At 59.2% G+C, this 20,364-nt stretch carries 21 protein-coding genes and 2 tRNA genes; 10 read left to right on the top strand and 13 right to left on the bottom strand.

Features of this window, described 5'->3' with window-relative positions; all coding sequences use genetic code 11:
- Window positions 1–29: 29 nt before the first annotated feature.
- On the bottom strand, window positions 30–914 hold the full coding sequence (locus K3767_RS06630; protein WP_221172781.1) for a J domain-containing protein: 885 nt from the start codon (window positions 912–914) through the stop codon (window positions 30–32).
- A 118-nt stretch (window positions 915–1,032) separates the two neighbouring features.
- Here K3767_RS06630 and K3767_RS06625 point away from each other — a divergent pair, with 118 nt between their 5' ends.
- The 3 genes from K3767_RS06625 to K3767_RS06615 all read left to right on the top strand — a co-directional run bounded on the left by K3767_RS06625 (window position 1,033) and on the right by K3767_RS06615 (window position 1,649).
- On the top strand, window positions 1,033–1,215 hold the full coding sequence (locus K3767_RS06625) for a hypothetical protein (protein ID WP_221172780.1): 183 nt from the start codon (window positions 1,033–1,035) through the stop codon (window positions 1,213–1,215).
- Complete coding sequence (locus K3767_RS06620) at window positions 1,212–1,367, top strand: hypothetical protein (protein ID WP_221172779.1); 156 nt, start codon at window positions 1,212–1,214, stop codon at window positions 1,365–1,367. Before K3767_RS06625 ends, K3767_RS06620 begins: the two co-directional genes overlap by 4 nt.
- A gap of 204 nt (window positions 1,368–1,571) precedes the next feature.
- Window positions 1,572–1,649, top strand: a tRNA-Glu gene (locus K3767_RS06615).
- Window positions 1,650–1,654: 5 nt separating this feature from the next.
- Here the strand turns inward: K3767_RS06615 and K3767_RS06610 are convergent.
- On the bottom strand, window positions 1,655–3,079 hold the full coding sequence (locus K3767_RS06610) for a PQQ-binding-like beta-propeller repeat protein (RefSeq protein WP_221172778.1): 1,425 nt from the start codon (window positions 3,077–3,079) through the stop codon (window positions 1,655–1,657).
- 60 nt (window positions 3,080–3,139) lie between these two features.
- Here K3767_RS06610 and K3767_RS06605 point away from each other — a divergent pair, with 60 nt between their 5' ends.
- Entirely contained in the window at window positions 3,140–3,994 is an 855-nt protein-coding gene (locus K3767_RS06605) for an MBL fold metallo-hydrolase (protein ID WP_221172777.1), read from the top strand.
- Between the two features lie 13 nt (window positions 3,995–4,007).
- Here K3767_RS06605 and K3767_RS06600 read toward each other — a convergent pair.
- From K3767_RS06600 to K3767_RS06590, 3 genes are all read right to left on the bottom strand, one after another.
- Window positions 4,008–4,080: transfer RNA gene (locus tag K3767_RS06600), tRNA-Lys, on the bottom strand.
- A 472-nt stretch (window positions 4,081–4,552) separates the two neighbouring features.
- Complete coding sequence (lon, locus tag K3767_RS06595) at window positions 4,553–6,961, bottom strand: endopeptidase La (RefSeq protein ID WP_221172776.1); 2,409 nt, start codon at window positions 6,959–6,961, stop codon at window positions 4,553–4,555.
- Window positions 6,958–7,257, bottom strand: a complete 300-nt coding sequence (locus K3767_RS06590) for a DUF2250 domain-containing protein (protein ID WP_221172775.1) — start codon at window positions 7,255–7,257, stop codon at window positions 6,958–6,960. Before K3767_RS06590 ends, lon begins: the two co-directional genes overlap by 4 nt.
- 129 nt (window positions 7,258–7,386) lie before the next feature.
- Here K3767_RS06590 and K3767_RS06585 point away from each other — a divergent pair, with 129 nt between their 5' ends.
- The 3 genes from K3767_RS06585 to K3767_RS06575 all read left to right on the top strand — a co-directional run bounded on the left by K3767_RS06585 (window position 7,387) and on the right by K3767_RS06575 (window position 9,844).
- Complete coding sequence (locus K3767_RS06585) at window positions 7,387–7,761, top strand: Rho termination factor N-terminal domain-containing protein (protein ID WP_221172774.1); 375 nt, start codon at window positions 7,387–7,389, stop codon at window positions 7,759–7,761.
- 261 nt (window positions 7,762–8,022) lie between these two features.
- On the top strand, window positions 8,023–8,916 hold the full coding sequence (locus K3767_RS06580; protein ID WP_221172773.1) for a phosphoribosylaminoimidazolesuccinocarboxamide synthase: 894 nt from the start codon (window positions 8,023–8,025) through the stop codon (window positions 8,914–8,916).
- Window positions 8,917–8,935: 19 nt separating this feature from the next.
- Entirely contained in the window at window positions 8,936–9,844 is a 909-nt protein-coding gene (locus tag K3767_RS06575) for a ParB/RepB/Spo0J family partition protein (RefSeq protein ID WP_221172772.1), read from the top strand.
- On the opposite strand, the gene holA is transcribed toward K3767_RS06575, so the two are convergent.
- Window positions 9,744–10,895 carry a DNA polymerase III subunit delta gene (holA, locus tag K3767_RS06570; protein ID WP_221172771.1) on the bottom strand — a complete coding sequence of 384 codons (1,152 nt, stop codon included), beginning with the start codon at window positions 10,893–10,895 and terminating at the stop codon, window positions 9,744–9,746. The two genes, K3767_RS06575 and holA, sit on opposite strands and share 101 nt — an antisense overlap.
- Before the next feature lie 80 nt (window positions 10,896–10,975).
- On the opposite strand from holA, the gene K3767_RS06565 reads away from it, so the two are divergent.
- Both K3767_RS06565 and K3767_RS06560 read left to right on the top strand, forming a co-directional pair.
- Complete coding sequence (locus tag K3767_RS06565; protein ID WP_221172770.1) at window positions 10,976–11,314, top strand: DsrE family protein; 339 nt, start codon at window positions 10,976–10,978, stop codon at window positions 11,312–11,314.
- Between the two features lie 26 nt (window positions 11,315–11,340).
- Window positions 11,341–12,504, top strand: coding sequence for a P-loop NTPase (locus tag K3767_RS06560; protein ID WP_221172769.1), 1,164 nt, complete (start codon window positions 11,341–11,343; stop codon window positions 12,502–12,504).
- On the opposite strand, the gene K3767_RS06555 is transcribed toward K3767_RS06560, so the two are convergent.
- The 4 genes from K3767_RS06555 to K3767_RS06540 are packed head-to-tail and all read right to left on the bottom strand — an operon-like array spanning window position 12,497 to window position 15,701.
- Window positions 12,497–13,042 (bottom strand): nucleotidyl transferase AbiEii/AbiGii toxin family protein, encoded by a 546-nt coding sequence (locus K3767_RS06555; protein ID WP_221172768.1) that lies wholly within the window; start codon window positions 13,040–13,042, stop codon window positions 12,497–12,499. The genes K3767_RS06560 and K3767_RS06555 overlap by 8 nt on opposite strands.
- Complete coding sequence (locus K3767_RS06550) at window positions 13,017–13,241, bottom strand: hypothetical protein (RefSeq protein ID WP_221172767.1); 225 nt, start codon at window positions 13,239–13,241, stop codon at window positions 13,017–13,019. The genes K3767_RS06555 and K3767_RS06550 overlap by 26 nt, the downstream gene beginning before the upstream one ends.
- 10 nt (window positions 13,242–13,251) lie before the next feature.
- Window positions 13,252–14,412: a class I SAM-dependent rRNA methyltransferase gene (locus tag K3767_RS06545; RefSeq protein ID WP_221172766.1), complete on the bottom strand. Its 1,161-nt coding sequence runs from the start codon at window positions 14,410–14,412 to the stop codon at window positions 13,252–13,254.
- Window positions 14,409–15,701, bottom strand: coding sequence for a cytochrome c3 family protein (locus K3767_RS06540; RefSeq protein WP_221172765.1), 1,293 nt, complete (start codon window positions 15,699–15,701; stop codon window positions 14,409–14,411). The genes K3767_RS06545 and K3767_RS06540 overlap by 4 nt, the downstream gene beginning before the upstream one ends.
- A 50-nt stretch (window positions 15,702–15,751) precedes the next feature.
- Between K3767_RS06540 and K3767_RS06535 the strand changes: the two genes are divergently transcribed.
- On the top strand, window positions 15,752–16,357 hold the full coding sequence (locus K3767_RS06535; RefSeq protein ID WP_221172764.1) for a Uma2 family endonuclease: 606 nt from the start codon (window positions 15,752–15,754) through the stop codon (window positions 16,355–16,357).
- Here K3767_RS06535 and K3767_RS06530 read toward each other — a convergent pair.
- The 3 genes from K3767_RS06530 to K3767_RS06520 form a co-directional block, all read right to left on the bottom strand.
- A complete protein-coding gene (locus tag K3767_RS06530) occupies window positions 16,354–17,448 on the bottom strand; it encodes a radical SAM protein (RefSeq protein WP_255592358.1) in 1,095 nt (364 codons plus the stop codon). The two genes, K3767_RS06535 and K3767_RS06530, sit on opposite strands and share 4 nt — an antisense overlap.
- Before the next feature lie 58 nt (window positions 17,449–17,506).
- Window positions 17,507–18,532: an aspartate-semialdehyde dehydrogenase gene (locus K3767_RS06525; protein WP_221172762.1), complete on the bottom strand. Its 1,026-nt coding sequence runs from the start codon at window positions 18,530–18,532 to the stop codon at window positions 17,507–17,509.
- A gap of 86 nt (window positions 18,533–18,618) precedes the next feature.
- Window positions 18,619–20,364, bottom strand: coding sequence for a long-chain fatty acid--CoA ligase (locus K3767_RS06520; protein ID WP_221172761.1), 1,746 nt, complete (start codon window positions 20,362–20,364; stop codon window positions 18,619–18,621).

The raw sequence follows: 20,364 nt of genomic DNA, 5'->3' as shown, positions 1-20,364 counted from the left end.
TTACATACAAGAGACATGCCAGACCGGAATTAGCAGGCCGGAAGCTCCTCTTCGTCGGAAAACCCCGAATTTTTCTTACAAAAATGTAAAGCGTCTAGATCTTTTTTGACATTTATGAGAGAATTTTTCTCCAGGGATTCGATATTGAGGATGAGTCCCTCCAGATAGAGTCGGGAATAATCCTCATTGCGGAAGGAAAAGAGGTATCCTTCGCGGAGGAGATGGGGTTTTAGGTGTGGCAGGCAGGCCCGTCTGAAGGTTTCGGCGCGCAGGTATTCCTCGGCTATCAGGCCTTCCTCTCCGGGGGTTTTTTCCAAGAGCAACCAGGGTTCAATCCGATCGCGCGGAACACACCCCACGAGCGTGAGCCCGGAGACCTTCCTGGGAGTGTGTTTTCCGGAAAACCTGATGTAAAGCCTCCCCTCCCCATCGAAGAGGAATTCCTTGAAGGGAGCTTTTGGACCGAAGAGGGGGTAGGGTAGTCGATATTTGAGGGAGAGGTCAAACACCTTGATTCGCAGCCTCCGGGGAGGAGGAGAAATCAGGTGTCCCTCCCGGGCACGAACCAGGAGGTTTTCCCAGAAGGCCTCCTCCAGATGATCCCTCTCCCGAAAGGCCCGTCCCAGTCGCAGGGCCATTTCCTCAAGCTGATTTTTCAGGCTCCTGCGGGAGAGGCGTTTGATATAGGCCTTGCGCCATCTGCGGAAGGATTCCGGATTTTTGGAGAGGTTGAGGGCTTCGAAGGCCAGGTTAAGCTCAAGGGCTTTTTCGCCGGAGCCCGAGGAGAGATCAGGATGATGGACCTGCTGGAGAGCACGATAACAGGCCCTCACCAGGCGAAAGAGATTTTCCTCGTCCAGCTCCTTCACTATTTTCGGGGAAAGTCCCAGTATCTCAAACGGATTGCGCCGCATACCGGTACCATTTTACGGTCTTGTAACGAAATTTCCAAGCCTCCGAATTGCCTCATTTAAAAATCTGCTCGAAAACCTTTAACCTCCTCCCCAAAGCATCCTCCAGGGGAGGAGAATTATGCCCGATAAGGAGTTTGACCTCGTGGCCGATCCCAACCGCCATCATCTTCTCAAGTGGTCTCAGGATTGTCGGGTGGGAGAAGCACCGGACGGTAGCCCGAAGATATTTTTGGCTATTTTCGGTATGATTATGATAAGGAGGAAGGCCTGGAGGTTCCGGAGGTCTTTCAGCCTTCAGTGAAGCTGATTGAGAAGAGGCGTATAGGGAGCAAGGTTAAGAAGATTTACGAGGAGCCGAAGACGCCGTACGAGAGGGTACCGGAGCATCCGGCCATCCCGGGAATCCCATTTCAAATAGATTTTCTCGTGAGGCAATTAGGATTTCAATTTTAACACCAGCTGATCTCCGCTCACTTCAATCTCTGCCCTTCCGGAGCAGATCCCGGAAAACAGAACGCCCCATAAAGGGGTGAGACCAAATTCTCCGAGAGCTTAATCGGTACTCAAGCTATGATATTGACAGATACCCAAAGCCTGAGTACATTGAAGTTGCAAAGGGAGGAAGGGAATTTTTTATTTCTATCTTTAGAAGGTAGCGTCCCCGTCGTCTAGCCAGGTCCAGGACACCGGCCTTTCACGCCGGCAACCCGGGTTCAAATCCCGGCGGGGACGCCATTTTTTTATTTAGTAATTCTTAGCATAATAACTCGATAACTTCCCCGAAGGCGATCCTTATCATCACGCCAGGGAGTCTCCACCGCGGCCACAAGGTTTCCGTCCGGGGATACGGCCAGGTGAAAAAAGCAATTTCCTGAAGTAGGGAAGTATCCAGAAAGCCTTTCAAGCCCTCCGCCCGAGCGGTGCAGATCGAAAACCAGCACTCCGAACTGATGAATCCGGACTCCGGCCCGGCGAAAAGCCCCGGTAGCCACGGCCAGAGTTCGGCCATTCCGGGAGATCGCCAGGCCCTGAAGCCTTAACGGGGAAATAAAACGCCATATTATCCTTCCGGTTGCGGGGTCAATGGCCCACAGGGTACGGGCCGCAGGATGCGGTCCGGCTGGCCGATCCACGGAAAGGGGCATTCCATAAGGCAAAGTGCTCTCCCCGGTCACCACATAAAGGTCCCCCTCAGGACCAAAAAGTCCATATCCCACCGTAGCCGCCACCGGTAGCCCACCCAGAATGATGGGAGTGGCCAGAGACACAAGGCGAATTCTCTTTTCGGCGAGATCGAAAATGAAAAGCCTTCCGTCCGAAAGTCCCAGGGCTACGAAACGCCCCCCGGCAGATACCGCCACCGATTCCCAAGCCGCAACCCGGTCAAAATATGGTCTGAGAGGTTTGAGGGAATAGCGCCATAGTTCCCTGCCGTCCCTTCCGGAAAGAATTATCAGACTCTGAGGAGGTGGCCCCTCCAGATCCTTGTCCTCGGGGGCTTCTGAGGGAAGCAGGGAAACCACGGCCACCGTCTCACCCGAAAGACTGCTATCGGCATAGATAAGAGTTACCGGAGCCGGTCCTCTGGGGGGATAGGCCCATAAAAGTTCCCCCTGAGGACTCAGATGATAAAGCCGCGAACGCCTGCGCCAGGCACGAACCTTTCGATCATACCAGGAATGGAGTGCAAGCACCAGAAGACTTCCGTCCGGAAGTACCTTGAGACGATAAATTCCCGGGAGGCGATATATCCCGTAAATATCTCCCGGAGCCGGCGGTTGTCCTCGAAGAAGGTCTCCGGCGGTGGAGCGACACCAGAAGGTCTTTTTCCCGGAAAGCGCCAGGGCACAGATGCGTCCCTCAGGTCCCTGAAGACCGTAGTAAAGCATGCGACCTTCAGAGGAAAAGGCCACACGTTTCACCATGGCCTCCGGAATTTTTCGACGGAGGAGAACCTTTCCGTTCCGCGTGTCAAAGAGAAGGAGCCGGCCGTCGAATGTCCCCAGAGCCAGCAGTCTACCATCCGGAGAAAAGGCCAGATGGGCATCCGGAGAGTGGCCGGCACGAACATAAAAGCCGGCCTCTCCCAGCGGGTAGTCCCAGAGAAGCCTTAGCCCGAAAGCTTCCCTCCCCTCCCCCCGAACCGGGCCGGTAAGGAGGAGCACAAAAAACAGGAACAGAACCCATACTTCCAGAAAACTCGATCGCCGATTAGGGTTTAGGATATGCGCATCAGGGTGCTTGCTGCCGAAAGTCTGGGGGTACGCTCCATGTGCGTGGAGGTGGAGTGCAGGGAGACGCGTCTTCTGATAGATCCCGGAGCAGCTCTGGGACCGCGTAGGTACGGACTTCCTCCAGATCAGATGGAATGGAGACGGCTTCATACGCTTCGGGAGCGCATCCGCAAAAGGCTTTCTCTTGCCGATACGGTAATTATTACCCATTATCACTTTGACCATTATACCCCGGACTGGGCGGAAGATCTGCGGGGAAAAAGGGTACTCATCAAGGACCCGGTAAGGAACATAAATCGCAGCCAGGCCCGTCGGGCGGCGGAATTCGTGAAGCGTCTCAGCATGGCCGGGGTGCAATGGGAGGTGGCTGAGGGCCGAAGACTCAGGCTTCCCGGGGTGGAGGTACACCTTTCCGGTCCTCTCTGGCATGGCCCGGAAACCCGTTTCGGCTGTGTGATGGCCGTAGCCGTAAAGGAAGGGGGAGAAAGTTTTCTCCACACTTCGGATGTTTCCGGGCCCGTACACCCGGAAATTCTTGATTTTATAAAAAAAGTGAGGCCAGAGGTACTTCTCGTGGACGGGCCATCCACCTACCTAGGTCCACGCTACGGCCATGAAGCCCTGAGTGTGTCCCGGCGCAACCTGATCTCCCTGGTGCGAGACATGGGGATTTCCATCCTTATTCTGGAACACCACCTTCTCCGGGATCTCGGATGGAGGAAATGGGCCGAGCCCATATTCGAGGCTGCAACCCAAAAGGGTACACTGGTATTTTCCGGCGCGGAATTCTCCGGAGAAAAAGAAACCCTGCTTGAAGCCGAGCGTAAAAAACGGTATCAAAAATAAAATCTCCATCACATGGGCCGGGCAGGATTCGAACCTGCGACTCCTGGCTTAAAAGGCCAGTACTCTGCCAGCTGAGTTACCGGCCCATGAGCAAATTCAAGACTAACTTTTTCTCCATAAATTGTCAAGATAGCGAATTGCCTCATTTAAAAATTTGCTCGAAAACCTTTAACCTCCTCCCCAAAGCATCCTCCAGGGGAGGAGAATTATGCCCGATAAGGAGTTTGACCTCGTGGCCGATCCCCAACCGCCATAATCTTCTCAAGTGGTCTCAGGATTGTCGGGTGGGAGAAGCACCGGACGGTAGCCCGAAGATATTTTTGGCTATTTTCGGTATGATACAGAGGGAGCCCTGGAGGTTCTGGAGGTCTTTCGGCCTTCGGTGAAGCTGATTGAGAAGAGGCGTATAGGGAGCAAGGTTAAGAAGATTTACGAGGAGCCGAAGACGCCGTACGAGAGGGTACCGGAGCATCCGGCCATCCCGGGAATCCCATTTCAAATAGATTTTCTCGTGAGGCAATTAGGCCTCCCGGACGGAAAAGGGGCAGGGGCCAGGTCTTATGATTTCTTGCGGGTGGTTCTGACTCGACTCGGTCTTTTCTTCCTGAGAAGACTCAGCTCCAGCACCTCGTCCAGGTGTTTTACCGGGATGAATTCGATTTTACGCCGGAGTTCAGGGGGAATGTCTTCGAGATCCTTCAGGTTCTTTTCCGGAAGAAGGACTTTATGGATTCCTTTACGGAGGGCGGCAAGGGATTTTTCCTTGATGCCTCCTACCGGTAGGACTCGTCCCCGGAGCGTGATCTCTCCGGTCATGGCCACATCGCGGCGTACCGGGCGTCTGGAAAGCGCCGAAATCATGGCTACCGCCATGGTTACTCCGGCGCTGGGGCCGTCCTTGGGAATGGCTCCGGAAGGAATGTGAATGTGAAGGTCGTACTTCTCGTAAAACCGGGCGGAAATGCCCAATTCCTTGGCCCGGGCCCGGATGTAGGATAGGGCGGCCTGGGCGCTCTCCTTCATCACCTCACCCAGCTGTCCGGTGAGGATCAGGTTGCCCTTCCCCTCCATTACCGTTACCTCAATGTAGAGGACCTCGCCTCCGTAAGGGGTCCAGGCCAGCCCGGTGGCCACCCCGATCTCGTCCTCCTCCTGAGAGAGTTCTTCCAGGTATTCGGGAGGACCGAGGTATTTGTGAAGGTTTCCGGAGGTGATCCGGAAGGGGCCCTTCTCACCCTCGGCCAGCCTCCGGGCCACCTTTCGGCAGAGGGCCGCCAATTTCCTTTCCAGCTCCCGTACCCCCGCCTCGGAGGTGTACTCCGAAATGACCCGAAAGATGGTCCGGTCGGAAAGGTGAAGATCCTTTTCCCTGAGACCGTGTTCACGGAGCTGCCGGGGGAGGAGATAGCGCCTGGCGATGACCAGTTTTTCCTCAGGGGTGTAACCGGAAAGGTAGATTACCTCCATCCGGTCGAGAAGGGCCGGGGGAATGGGATCGGTCATGTTGGCCGTGGCTATGAACATGACCTTGGAGAGATCGAAGGGAACGCCCAGGTAATGGTCCACGAATTCTTTGTTTTGTTCCGGGTCGAGCACCTCGAGAAGGGCCGCCGAAGGGTCTCCCTGAAAGTCCGCACAGAGTTTGTCCACCTCGTCGATCATGAAGACCGGGTTGTTCACGCCGGCCTGCTTGAGACCCTGGATGATGCGTCCGGGGAGTGCTCCCACATAGGTGCGCCGGTGTCCCCGGATCTCGGCCTCGTCCCGTACTCCGCCCAGAGAGACCCGCACGAACTTGCGTCCCAGGGCCCGGGCTATGGAACGCCCCAGACTGGTCTTCCCCACCCCCGGAGGCCCCACGAAACACAGGATGGGGCCCTTGGCCCTGGGATTGAGCTTCTTCACCGCAAGGTACTCAAGGAGCCTTTCCTTGATCTTTTCCAGGTTGTAGTGATCCTCGTCAAGAATCCTCTTGGCCTCTTTGAGATCCAGTCGATCCCGGGTGCTCTTGCGCCACGGAAGTTCGATGAGCCAGTCGAGGTAGGTGCGAATCACCGTGGCCTCGGCGGTGTCCGGATGCATCATTTCGAGACGGGAAAGCTGTTTTAGGGCCTCCTTTTCCACCTCCTTGGGCATCCGGGCCTTTCTGATCTTCTCCCGCAACTCCTCGATCTCGGCCTCGAGCTCGTCGGTTTCCCCCAGTTCTCGCTTGATGGCGCGGAGCTGTTCCCGAAGGAAGTATTCCCGCTGGGAACGGGCCATCTCTTCCTGGGCCTCGGTCTGGATCTTGGCCTGAAGGCTGGCGATCTCAAATTCGCGCTGGAGATACCTGTAAATCTTCTTGAGACGCTCCAGGCCTTCGTAAGTCTCTAAGAGATCCTGGGCCTCGGAGATTTTGAAACGCACATGGGCCGCGACAAGATCGGAAAGTCGGCCGGGTTCCTCCACCGAGGCGAGAAGGGCCGAAAGATCCGGGTTGAGGAGGCCGCGAAGGGCGAGCACCTTTTCCGCGGTCTCCCGCACCGAACGCATAAGAGCCTCGGCGTCCACGGAAAGGGTCTCGGGTTCCTTTTCCCGGATCGGGGTAATGCGAACCCGGAAAGAGGGCTCGGTCTCCAGGAATTCGTCCACCTCCACCCGGGCCAGCACCTGAACCAGCACCTTGAGCCGATCCTCCGGGAGCTTGAAGGTGCGAATAATGAGGCCCACCACCCCTACCCGAAAAAGTCCCTCCGGAGGGGGGTCTTCCTCCATGGGATCCTTCTGGGTGACCAGGGCCAGAAGTTTTTCGCCGTTGAGGGCCTCGGAGACCGCGTTAAGGCTCTTTTCCCGTCCTACGAAAAGGGGTATTACCATACCCGGGAAGAGTACGATGTCCCTTATGGCCATAAGGGGAAGGATCTCGGGAACCTCGATGCTCTCGCCCTCCATGAGTTCCGGACTGGAGAAGGAAACCTCTTCCATCATGCGTCCTTAACCTCCTCGGCAAAAAGTAGAGCCCTCAGGTGAAGCCGGGCCTCCCGCGAGAGCTCGTAATAGGTGTGGTTCATGTGTTTGGGACGCCGCAAACCCTTTTTCTTGAGAAAGCGTCCCCGTACCCGTTCCAGAAACCCCAGGGCCTCCAGTCTCCTGAGTCTTAGCATGGTCTCTCCCGGATCCATTCGCAATCTTCGGGACAGGAATTTGGCACAATCCGGAGCAAGGGCGTAAAGATCCCTCAGGATGCGCCAGTCTTCCTCCTCAAGTACTCCCCAGGGAAGCACGCCCTCATTTTACCCGCTAACTCCTCTTTTCCCAAACCGAAAAAAATAAGATGCTCTCCGGTTCCGGGAAAGGGTTGAAGGATCGGAGGGGATGGTTTATGTTTCGGTAAAATTCCGCGGGAGGGTGTCATGGCTGAGGAGGTCAGGGAGGAAGTTCAGGAAACTCAGCCCGAAGAGGGAGGTCTTCCGCCGCTTCCCAAAAAGCTGGAGAAAATGACCATCAAGGAGTTGCGGGAGCTGGCCCTTCAGATCCCGGAGATCACCGGGGTTCACGGCATGAACAAGGAGGAGCTGATCTCCGCCCTCAAAAAGGTCTACGGCATTGAGGAGGCTCCCCGCAGGGTGGGTGGCTCCATGCGCGAGCTCAAGGCCAAGATCAAAAAGTTCAGGGAGCTCGCGGAAAAGGCCAAGGCCGAGAAAGACTGGGAGCGTTACGAGCGTTATCGTCGGCTGGCCTCGCGGTTCAAGAAGCGCACCCGGAAACTGGCCCGCGCCGCGGCTTAAATCAGGAGGGAACTTCTTTATGCGAAGAACGTCTGCTTTTCCGATCAACCAAAAGTACAATTACAGCCACGCAAAGAGCGCTTATACCAATCATGAGATAAGCTTCAAGCATTATTTTCTCCTTTCATTAGAACTTTTTTGTCAACCTCTTTTTGAACAAGGGGTTGCACAATACCTGTTAAGGCAACTCCTAAAGCCAAATTCAAAAAATGTCTCGCCCATTCTTTTCGCATAATATCATTATGCTACAAGGAACTTACCATGTCAACGGCGCTGTATAAGACCGATTTTCAGGGTTTAAAGCTTCTTTCCCGGGGCAAGGTCCGGGACATTTACGATCTGGGGGACAAGCTCCTCATCGTGGCCACGGATCGCATTTCCGCCTTCGATGTGGTGCTGCCCACTCCCATTCCGGACAAAGGGCGCATTCTCACCCGCATGTCTCTCTTCTGGTTCGATTTCCTGAGAGATGTGGTGCCCCATCACCTGGTTTCCGCACGGGTAGAGGAGTATCCGGAAGAGCTTCAGCCCTATCGGGAGGTGCTTTCCGGGCGGAGCATGCTGGTTAGAAAGGCCCGGGTGCTTCCGGTGGAGTGCATCGTGCGGGGCTACATCACCGGTTCGGCCATGAAGGAATACCGGCAGACCGGAAAGGTCTGCGGAATTTCGCTTCCGGAGGGATTGCGCGAGGCCGACCGGCTCCCGGAGCCCATTTTCACCCCCTCCACCAAGGCCGCCCAGGGCGAACACGATGTGAACATCACCTTTGAGGAGTGTGCCCGGCTAATCGGGCGTGAGATGGCCGAACGGGTGCGGGAGATCTCGCTGGACCTCTATCGCAGGGCCGCCGAGTACGCCGAAACCCGCGGCATCATCATCGCGGACACCAAGTTCGAGTTCGGTCTGGTGGACGGGAAACTCATCCTGGTGGACGAAGTTCTCACCCCGGATTCCTCCCGCTTCTGGCCCCGGGAGGAATACCAGCCCGGACGCCCCCAGAAAAGCTTCGACAAGCAGTTCATAAGGGACTGGCTCATGGAGATCGGCTGGGACAAAAAGCCTCCGGCTCCGGAGATCCCTCCGGACATAGTGCGAAAGACCAGGGAACGGTACCTCGAGGCCCTGAAAAGACTTACCGGAGAAGACCTTTCCTGAGGGGAGCCGGAAAGATCCGGTGAAGATCGTTACCCTGAGGCTCGCGGATGTAGACCTCCTCTCGCGCACCTTCGTTTTCTCCCTCCCTCCACGGGATACCCTGCTTCTGGAAAGCGTAAAACGCCGCGGAGTCATCGAACCCCCGGTGGTGCTCGAGGGGGAGGACGGATTCGTTCCCGTGGCCGGGGAGGGGCGACTGCTTGCCGCAAGGGCCCTCGGTCTGGAGGAGGTTTCCTGCCGGGTCCTTCCCGGGATGCCTCCGGTGGAGGCCCAGTGGCTGGCCCTGGAGAGCAACCTCTTTCGGGGTCTCAACCTGGCGGAGAAGGCCGAGGTGGTGGCCCGTCTCAGTCGTTATCTCTCTCCGGAGGAGGTGGTGCGAAGGGTCTTTCCCCTTCTCGGATTGCGGTCCGATCCGGAGGGCTATTTCTTTCTTAAGGCCCTTTCCGAGGCCCCGGAGTCCCTGAAACTCCAGGTGGCCTCCGGCCGCCTCTCCCCCCGGGCGGCTCGGGCCCTTCTGCGGTGTCCCCGGAAGGCCCAGCCCGAATTGCTCGATCTCCTAGAACGCCTGCGCTTCACCGCCTCCGAAAGACAGGAGGTCGTGGAGGGGCTTCTCGATCTAGCCCGTCGGGAGGATCTCCCCCTGGAGGAGGTTCTGTCCCGGTTCCGGGGTTTTGAAAGACGGGAGGAGTTCCTGCGGGCCCTGCGAAAAGCACTCAGGCCCTCTCTGAGCAGAATGGAGGAAAAGGCCCTGCGCCTGAGGGAAGTCCTGAGGGGAAAGGGGGTCCTCCTCGAAATCCCTCCGGCCCTGGAACGGGAGGAATGGAGCCTTAAAATCCCCTTCCGCTCCCGGGAAGGGCTCCTGCGAAAGCTGGACGATCTGCGGAACCTTCTTTCAGGGGAGCCCGGCCTCTTAGGTGATATACCCTAAGAAAGAAGGAATAGAAGGCCCGTTCCGGGGCCTGAAAGTCCCGTTTGAGGGCCGCGTCGAGTTCGTAAAGGGCTTCAAAGATTTCGGGGATCCTTTCTTCGGAAAGGTTATCGAGGTGTCTTTTCAGGCGAAAGAGGGCGTAGGGGTGAACCCGGGAAAGCAGCGCCGGGGGTTTGTCCGTCCACACCTCTTTGAGGAGGTTCTCCAGGGTTCGACGGAAGTTTTCGAAGTTCCTCTCGCGCAGAAGCTCGGGTCGGCGGGAGACTAGATGGGCAAGCAACCAGAGACGCTTGAAGTAGGTGAAGAGCGCGGCCTCGATCCGGGGGGGTGCCTCGCCGTGATCGAGAAGACGACGGAGAAGGCCCCGGGCCGCCTCCGGGCCTTTCTCAAGAAGGGTGTCCCCCAGAAGAAAGAGCGCCGCCTCCTCCGCCGGGACCACCACGGCCTCCACATCCTCCCGGCGGATGGTTTCCCTTTCCCCGGCGTGGAGGATCACTTTTTCGAGCTCGTTTCGGAAGTGGGCGTAATCCTCCCCCACGAGGCTCAGGAAGTATTCGGCCACCGTCCTTTCCATGCTCTTTCCCTCGGCCGAAAGCCGCTCGGCAAGTTCGTTTAGAAAACGGGCCCTTCCCTTCTGGAGCGCAAGGGGGACCACCGCCCCCTTCTCCTCGGCGAAGCGATATAGCTCGTGATCCTCGGGGAACTCCCGCGCGAGAAGGAGCAGATGCACCCCTCCGGGGGAGAGGGCCCGGAGGATCTCCGGGGCGAGTTCGGGTCTTTCGGAAAGCACCTCGCCGGAGGCCGCAAGCACCAGCCGGCGGGGACCGAAAAGCCCCCCGGAGGAAAGGAGGGCCGGGAGGGTGTCCGGAGGGGTTTCGGCGAGATCCACCCGTTCGATCAACGCCCCCCTTTCCTCCTGCACCGAGAGGATGCGTCCGGCCTTGTCCCGGGCCTCCGCGGGTTCGCCCACAAATATGTAGAGAGGAGCCAGCCGGTCCTTCCGCGCAAGCTCCACCAGGCGCCGAAAGTGCAGTCCGGCAAAAACGGGCATGTCCTAAGTTTAGCATCGTGCTTGCCGGAAGGACAAATCGTGATTAAATAGCAGAGCGAACCCCGAAGGAGGTGGTGCCCATGGAATACAATCTGGTCCTGCATGTGCCGGAATCGCAGAGGTTTGAGGTGGCCCTGAAGGTGGCCCGGAACTTCGTCAGGGCTCTCGGCGGCGCCCCCCACGCGGTAAGGGTGCTGGTAAACGCCGAGGGGATCACCATATTGAAGCGCTTTGAGGAGGTGGAGGAACTCTATCGCGAGGCCCGGAGGGACGGGGTGGAGGTGTATTTCTGCGAAAACGCCATGCGGGCCTTCGGGATAGATCCCTCCCTCCTTCCCCAGGGAGCCCGCACGGTGCCGGCGGGCATTAAAGCCCTGGTGGAGTGGCAGAACCAGGGTTTTCGCTATGTTCGGGCCTAAATTGATCTCTATTACGGAGGGCTAAGATGATCCAGGCGCAGGAAAAGAGCGTCCTTCTCGATCAGCAGGACAGGCGGGTTCGCGAGCAGCTCTCGCGCATCTCGCACAAGATCATGGTCATGTCCGGAAAGGGCGGTGTGGGGAAAAGCACCGTGGCGGTGAACCTGGCGGTGGGGCTTTCCCTTCAGGACTTCATGGTGGGTCTGCTGGATGTGGACCTTCACGGCCCGAACATTCCCAAGATGCTGGGGGTGCGGCGGGAGCGGCTTCCCCGCCGGCCGGACGGTCGCCTGGGGGCCATCAGCTATTCACCCAACCTCAAATTCCTCTCCATAGAACCCCTGCTTCCCAAGGAGGACGCCGCGGTCATCTGGCGGGGGCCCCTAAAGATCTCGGCCATAAAACAGTTCATCGGCGACATCGACTGGGGGAAGCTGGACTACCTCATCATAGACGCTCCCCCCGGAACCGGAGACGAGCCTCTTACCGTGGCCAAGACCATTCCCGACGCCTACGCCCTGGTGGTGACCACTCCTCAGGAAGTTTCCCTCATCGATGTGCAGAAGTCCATCAACTTCTGCCGCAAGGTCAAGATGCGCATCCTGGGGCTGGTGGAGAACATGAGCGGATTCATCTGTCCCCACTGCGGAAAGGAGCTCGATCTTTTCAAGCGCGGAGGTGGGGAACGCCTGGCTCAGGAGCTGGGCATCCGTTTCCTAGGACGCATCCCGGTGGACCCCCGGGTGGTGGCCGCCGGGGATGCGGGCAAACCGGTGGTGGGTGCCTATCCGGAGTCCATAACGGCCAGGGCCTTTGAGGAACTGGTGCGCAATGTGGTGGCGGCCACGGAGGAGATGTGGCGCGAGGTGGAGGAAGGGCGCTACATGCGGGTGGCCGTGCCGGTGGAGGGCAACAAACTGGCCAGGGATCCGGCCACCGCCGATCTTTTCGCGGTTTACGATGTGGAGGCCGGAAGGGTCCGGGTCAAGGATGTGATCAAGCGCCCCGAGGATCAGGATCTCGAGGCTTTCCTCAAGGAACAGGTGGCCACGCACCTTCTGGCGCCGGAGGTCGCTCCGGAATGGAAGGAGAGGCTAGAGGCCGCCCGTATCCGGGTGGTGACCGGGGGTGCCCCGGACATGGGGCCGGACACCCTGATCCAGGACTTCCTGGCCGGGATCCTCAGGTAGCTTTCTTTAGAAGTTGATCGAATTCCTGCACGAGGTCGCGGCCGGCTACCTCGGAAAAACGGGCCAGCCAGATACGAATCCTCTCAAAATCCACCTTTTGTTTGCTCAAAATACCCTGTACATCTTCAAGATCTCGGGGTCTTCCGGCCAGCATCTTGTGAATAATCACATCTTCGGGAGAAGCAAACTTTACCGGATACCCCTCGATGATTACTTCCCTAACCCTCTTTAAGGCTTCCTGTTCAAATGGACTCCAGGAAAAAATAAAATCCACCCTCAAACCCGTCTCTGAGTGAAGAGTGGGTAAGACCCAGGTCTCAGCTACAAAACGACGAGGATCTTTTACCAGTACCTGAAGGCCGACTCTTTCCACCAATTCCAGAAGTTTTTCCACGGATGTGGCTTCCAGTCCCAGAGTGATATCAATATCCCGGGTAAGGCGGGGAATTCCGTAAAGAAGAACGGCCTGCCCCCCGATAATCATGTAAGGAATCTCGTTCTGATCGAGAATTTTAGCCAGAACGGGAAGAAGATTCATAACGAAAACGATTCAGAAGGCGGGCCACTTTGATATCCACCTCCAGACCCTCCAGAGGATCGGAGGGGGGCCATACCCCCATCTTTCGGGCCATTTCCATCAATTCCATAAAAATCCGATAGTTGGCCCGGTAATCGACGGGCTGTTCCGCCTCCCATCGCCTTTCAAATTCCCTCCACTTTCGAATATTCTTTATCACGATTTTCAGTTTAAACCCCGGAGACCCAGAAGGTAAAGCCCTTGAGGTAGAGCGTTTCGGGATGGGCCGGATTCTCCGGATGGTCCGGGGCCTGAAAGTGGCGGGAGAGGAGTCTCAGGGACCTTCCCCGGGAAAGCCCTCGCACGATCTCGAGAAGCTTTTCTCCGGAAACGAATTGTGAACACGAAGAGGTGAAGAGCAGGCCCCGCCCGAGGGCCCTCAGGGCCAGGCGATTTACCTCCCGGTATTTTTCGAGTCCTGCGGAAAGGGCCCGATGAGTTTTCACGAAGGCCGGGGGATCGAGGATCACCAGATCCGTATCCGGGGCCTCGCGGAGGAACTCCTCCACCCGTCCCGGAATGGGAAAGAACCGATCCCCGAAACCGTTCAGACGGGCCGTTTCCTCGGCCAGGGCCAGGGCCCTTTCCGAACGCTCCACCGCGAAGACGCGCCGGGCCCCTCCGGCCAGGGCATAAATCCCGAAGGCCCCGGTGTAGGCGAAAAGGTCCAGCACCAGGGCCTCCCGGGAGAGCCTTCTTACGAACCGGCGGTTTTCCCGCTGATCCAGGAAAAATCCGGTCTTCTGTCCCTCGAGGGGGTCCACCAGAAAGCGCAGGCCGTCCATGGTGATCTCGATGGGGGGATCGACGCGCCCCGAGACCACCTCCACATAAAGATCGAGGCCCTCCTCCCGGCGCACCGGGAGATCGTTCCGCAGGACCAGGGCCGAGGGCGAAAGGACCCCGGAGAGCGCCGCCAGGATTTCTTCCCGCCGCCTCTCCAGACCGGCGGTGGAGATCTGCACCACAATCACCCCGCCGTAAACATCCACCGTAAGCCCCGGAATCCCGTCCCCCTCTCCGTGGATCAGACGAAAGGCTTCCTCCCCGGGATAAATTTTTCGTCTCAGGTTTAGGGCCCGTTTGAAGAGTTCCGCAAGAAAGGGCACATCCAGGGACTGATCCTCCCGGGAGAAGATGCGCACGGGAATGCGACTGCGGGGGTTCGTGTAGCCCCGGGCCAGGAAGTATCCCTCCGGTGAAAGCAGGCGCACCTCCGTGCCCGGGGGCTCGGAGGGGCGTTCGGCGAGGTCCCTCTCCTCGAGCCACAGGCGGCCGGCAAGGACCCTGCGCACTCCCCGGGGAGAAAGACGCACGGAAGGGACCTTCATGGTAAAAGGCCCAGACGCTTCAGGATCTCCAGGCTCCGAAGGGTGTCACCGGGCCCGACAGTATGAGGGCTCACCGGACGCTCCACAGAGCCCGCGGGATGCCAGTCCTCCACCACCACCTCGTCGGCGGCGTTGACATAGGAGAGATGCAGGTCCAGAACGGGTCTTACCGGAGAGACTCGCCCCTCTCGGTCCCGCCCCAGGGTTACCCTCTCGAACCGCCTCCGTTCGAGGGTCAGGAACCACACTCCCCGGCGCGGTTTTCCCGTAAGCCTGTCGGTCATGATCCCCTTGGGGGTCTTTCCCCGGAAGAATTCCCGGAACTGGGCCTCGATCTCGGCGTCCTGCTGCACGAAGAGCTCCTGCCACTCGTCCCAGTCCGGGTTCTCGTAGAGGGTGAGGTAGAGACCCTCGTCCCGGGCCATCCACACGGCGTGGCAGGCGATACAGCGGACCCTGGCAAGCACCCTTTCGGTGTGGAAGGGACGGCGTCCCTTCACTTTGCGATGACAGGCCAGGCAGCTCTTCCCGGGCTTACCCTCCATGAGCTCGGCCCGTCCGTGGCAGTCCACACAGGTGAGGCCCTTTCGAGCGTGCACATCCGGGGTCATCTCGTGGAACTCTATTCCCCAAGGACGGGCGGGAAATTCTCCCTCCACCAGGGGGGTGCGAAAGGCGTAGGGAAGATCGTGGGCGAAGAAACCGTAGTAGTCCCATCCGATGCGATTGCCGTAGTGGCAGTGCAGACAGTTACGGGAGGAGGGTTTCTGAAACCGGTGATCCGCGAGTTTTCCCCCGGCATAGGGCAGGTGACAGGCGGCGCATCCCGTGCCCCGACGGGCCTCGGGATAGTCCTCCCCGGGGTAAAAGAGGTGACACTTGAGGCAACGGCGGCGCAGGAGGTCGTAAACCAGGTCGGCCCTGGTGGTTATGCTCTTCGGTGCGGGAATCTCCAGGAGGGACCTCACCCGCGGGAGGCCGAAGGCGGAAAGCACGGCGTTTACCGCCGGAGCCAGAGTGTAATGAGAGGCCCGGATAAGGATTCGGATCTCCTTTGCGTGGCAGGGGCCACAGGCCTTACGCCAGTTTCGGGGATGGGCCGGACGCAAAACCAGCCCCCGATGGGCCTCCTCCGCGGTCTTTCCCTTCGGGTTCCCGGCGTGACACCTGGTGCAGGGGAAGGAGTGGTTCCGGTCAAGCTCCAGCCGGTGGCACCTCCGGCAGGAGGCCCCGGCCGAAAAAGAGCACAACAAAAGAGAGAGGAGTATCAGGATCAGGGTTTTGGCCATAGTGGGGACTATGATAACATGAAAGAGAGAAACGATCTCGGAGGGAAGGGGTGGAGGCGGCCCGGCGCGTCGTCCCGGAAATAGAAGGAAAAGGGGAGGGAGTTTTCGGGCCGGTCTCCGTAGAGGAATATCTGCGTTTCGAGGAGGCCTCGGAGGTCAAACACGAGTATGTGGCCGGATATGTGTACGCCATGTCCGGGGTCTCCAAGAGACACAATCTTCTCACGGTCAAGCTGGCCCATCTGTTGTGGCCAACCGCGGAAAGAAAGAACTGTCAAGTTTTCGTAGCGGATGTCAAACTCCGTGTACGGCTCAGGGATCGGGACTTTTTCTATTATCCGGACCTGGTGGTGGCCTGTGATCCCGAGGATAGGGATCCGCTTTTTGTGGAAAGTCCCTGCCTCATCGTGGAGGTCACCTCTCCCTCTACGGCTCGCATTGATCGTTTCGAAAAGTTCTTCGTCTATGTTCAGATCCCCAGTCTTAAAGAATATCTCATCCTCTCCCAGGATCGGCCCGAGGCGATGTTCTTCCGACGCTCGCGGGAATGGGAGGAGGAGGTCTATACCCGTCCGGAGGACCGGGTGCGACTCGAGTGTCTCGGGATCGAGTTTTCCCTTTCGGAACTTTACGCCGGACTTCCCGAGGGGGATTAAAGTCCGCACACCCTTCGGGCGGCCTCGTCGAGCATCCGGGGAAGGCCGCCCCGTTCCGCGGGGACAAACCCCAGGGCCTCGCGCCAGACCTCCGGGCTTTCCATGCAGAGGTAGACGCAGACCTCCGGGGCGTGTTCGCGGATGCGCCGACAGAGGCGGCGGAAGGCCTCCGTGCGAAGGGGGCGGAAGTAGCGGCGTTTGCCGTCAAGCCCGGTCACGAACTCTCCGGTGAAGATCCTGGTTTCGGGGAGGCGTTCCTCGGCCACCTCCTTGAGATCCGGCATGAAACGCAGGGCCCCCAGGCTGATCCAGACGATGCGCTCCGCGGGGACGGTGGCAAAGATCCGGTCCACCACCTCCAGGTAGGCCTCCAGGGTTTCGGGAAAGAGGATTACGGGGTCGAAGTGGAAGGCCACGGAGAACCCCGAACGAGCGGCGCGGGCCGCGGACGAAAGTCGCTCCTCAAGGGAGGCCGAGCCCCTTTCCTCCTTCCGGGTGATAGTCCGGGCGTTTAAAGACCATGCGAAGACGATGCGGGGGTCCGCCGGAAGCCTCCGCAACCAGTCCTCCCGCAGGGCCACCTTGGTCTTCAACTCCAGCACCGCGGGGGCGGGAAGCTCGACCCAGCGGCGGATCAACTCCTCGGCCACCCCGCAGAGGTGCTCCAGGGCCAGGCTGTCGGCGAACTCCCCGGTCCCAATCCGGAGAATGCGGTTGTCTCTGCGGGCCTCGTTAAGGGCGGCCTCAAGTTCCGGCCAGCCCTCCTCCCAGAGGTTGGCCCAGAGCTTGAGCCCCGGCCGGTTGAAGTAGGCCTGGAGGATGCAGTAGGAGCAGTCCAGCGGACACCCCTCCCCGAAGTGGAAGATCCGGTAGCCGCAGCAGAGATAACGGGTGGTCCCGGGACAATTCCGGAAAAACCTTCCCGCGTAGGGCACGAGAAAAAGCCTCCGTTTTCCCCAGGAAAGGAGCGCGGGCCAGGGCCTAAAGGGAAAAGGATAATCCCTGTAGGAGGGGATGACCCTTACCGGGACATCCCCCGCCCGGGAGAGGACCTCCCGGGTGAGCCCGAAATCGAGGGCCCCCTCCTCCACCAGGATCTCCTCGAGCATAAAGGGTTGAGGGGGTTGCCCCCCGAAGTTACGGTCCAAATTACAAATAGTCCTTTACAAGAATCTCAGCGATCTGGACGGCGTTGGTGGCCGCCCCCTTGCGCAGGTTGTCGGCCACGATCCACAGGTTGAGTCCGCACTCGATGGATTCGTCCTCCCGGATGCGGCCCACGAAGACCTCGTCACGACCGGCGGCCTGAATCTGAAGGGGATAGATCCGGTTTCCCGGGTCGTCCATCACCACCACCCCCGGGAAATTCGAAAGGAGCTCCCGGGCCTTCTCCGGGGTGATCTTGCGCTCGGTCTCAATGTTCACCGCCTCGGCGTGCCCGTAAAAGACCGGCACCCGCACCGTGGTGGCGGTGACCCGGATGCTATCGTCCTCCATGATCTTCTTGGTCTCGTTCACCATCTTCATTTCTTCACGGGTGTAACCGTTCTCAAGAAAGACATCGATGTGCGGCAGACAGTTGAAGGCGATCTGATGCGGAAAGGCCCTGGGATCGGGCATCTCCTCTCCGGCACACCAGGCCCGTACCTGAGCGGAAAGCTCCTCTACGGCCTTCTGGCCGGCTCCCGAGACCGCCTGATAGGTGGCCACCACGATGCGCTTTATGCGCCCGTAATCGTGGAGGGGCTTGAGCGGGACCACCATCTGAATGGTGGAACAGTTGGGATTGGCGATGATGCCCTTGTTTTTGTAGCCGGCCACGGCGTGGGGGTTCACCTCCGGCACCACCAGGGGCACCTCAGGATCCATACGCCAGGCGCTGGAGTTGTCCACCACCACCGCCCCGTCGGCGGCAAACTTCGGAGCGTACTCCAGACTGCGGGCCCCTCCGGCGGAAAAAAGGGCGATGTCGATTCCGGAAAAACTCCTGGTCTCCGAGAGCACCTCCACCGGAATCTCCTCCCCCCGGAACCTGAGCTTCACGCCCCGGGACCTCTCCGAGGCGAAAAGCCGGAGGTTCTTTACCGGGAAGTTTCTCTCCTCGAGCACCCTGATCATCATGCGCCCCACGGCCCCGGTGGCCCCCACCACCGCCACATTAAACTCCTTGCCCATCCCGAAACCTCCGACCCTGCTTTTTTTGGGAAAATCGCCTCTAATCTAGGGCAAAACCCCCCGCCGGTCAACCCGAACGGGGGGAATTACTTTCGGAGATCGGCGATGAGCCTGGGGACGACCAGGTGTCTCTTTATCTTGCGGGTGGAGGTCTTCGGTAGTTCCTCGTCCCTGATGAGGAATCTTTTGACCCGTTTGTAATCCGCCAGAGGGGACATACGCGCCCGCACCTCCCGGGCTATGATCCTCTCCACATCCTCCTCCTTGAGGTGCCGCCCCCGAAAGTCCCGCTCGATGGCCTCGTAGTCCGGCACGATCACCGCCCAGACCTCCTCTCCCCCCTCCCGCGGGAATCCGAAGACCATGCTTTCCAGGATGTAGGGACTCTTGTCCAGTTCGGCCTCGATCTCCTCGGGATAAACATTTTTGCCCGCCGGGGTCACGATGAGATTTTTGGCCCGACCGCAGATGTGCACATACCCCTCACGATCCACGAAACCGAGATCCCCGGTGCGCAGGAAACCCTCCTCGTCGAAGGCGGCCCGGGTGGCTTCGGGGTTTTCGAAGTAGCCCTTCATCACCATGGGCCCCCGGAAGCAGAGTTCGCCCACCCCTTCGGAATCGGGCTCCCGCACCTTGACCTCCACTCCCGGAAGGGGAAGTCCCACGCTCTCGTCGCGGGGGGACGAGGGGGGATTCACCGTGAGCACCGGGCTGGCCTCGGTGAGGCCGTAGCCCTGGATGAGCTTTATACCGAGCCGGCGGTAGAGTTTCGGAAGATGCGGGGGAAGAGGGGCCCCGCCGGAGACGAAAAAGCGGAGGTGGGCGAGCCCGGCCTTCTCCCGGAGCCCGCGAAAGAGAAGACGCCCGGCGGCCTCCTCCCGGACCATCCTTCCGGCGGCAGCCACCGCCCGAAGAAGCGAACGAAAAATAAGACGCTTCGGAAGAGGGGCCCGGCGCACGGCTCGCTCTATCCCCTCGTACAGTTTCTGATAGAGAAGGGGAACCCCCAGCATAACGGTGGCCCGCGAGGCCTTCAGATCGGCCAGGATGTCGCGGCTCTTGAGACTGCGGGCGAAGGTTATGTGCGCCCCAGCGTAGAGGGGCAGAAGAAATCCCGCCGTGCACTCGAAGGTGTGGTGAAGGGGCAGCACCGAGAGGAAACGGTCGTTTTCGTCAAAGGGGAGACTCACATAACAGGCCACCACATCGGAGACGATGTTCCGATGGGTGAGCATCACCCCCTTGGCCTTGCCGGTGGTACCGGAGGTGTAGATGAGAACCGCCACCTTGCCGGGATCGGTAAAGACCGGTTCCCGGGCCCGCCTCCGCCCCTCCTCCAACACCCTCTCAAGGAAGGTTACCTTCCCGGGAAACTCTCCGGAGACCCTCTCCAGCAGGATTATGCGCCTGAAGAGCCCCAGTTCCTCGTCCAGCTCCAGAATGGTTTCTAGAAATCGCGGGGCCACGAAGATGAAGCGGACCCGGGCCTCCTCCAGAATATGCCGGAATTCGTAACTCTTGAGGAGGGAGTCCAGGGGAAGGCACACCCCTCCGGCGGAAAGGACGGAAAGGTAGGCCTGAGCCCACTCCGGGGAGTTGGGGCCCAGGATGGCGCAGCGTTCTCCGGGAACGAGTCCCAGAGCCCGAAGCCCCGAGGCCAGCCACCGTACCCTCTGGCCCAATTCCTCGTAGGTAAGGTGCCTGTAGGCCCCTTCTCGAAAGATGGAAAGGGCCCTGCGGGGCCCGAAGTCCCGCACCGAACGGAAAAAGACCTCCGGGATGGATCCCTCGCCCCGAGAGGGTCGAAAGGGCTCGAGCGTCCGCGTCAT

Origin of the sequence: Thermosulfurimonas sp. F29 (genome assembly GCF_019688735.1) — a bacterium.
Lineage (GTDB): Bacteria > Desulfobacterota > Thermodesulfobacteria > Thermodesulfobacteriales > Thermodesulfobacteriaceae > Thermosulfurimonas_A.
Note: the sequence above shows the minus strand (reverse complement) of the source record. Positions and strands in the feature narration are given on the sequence as shown.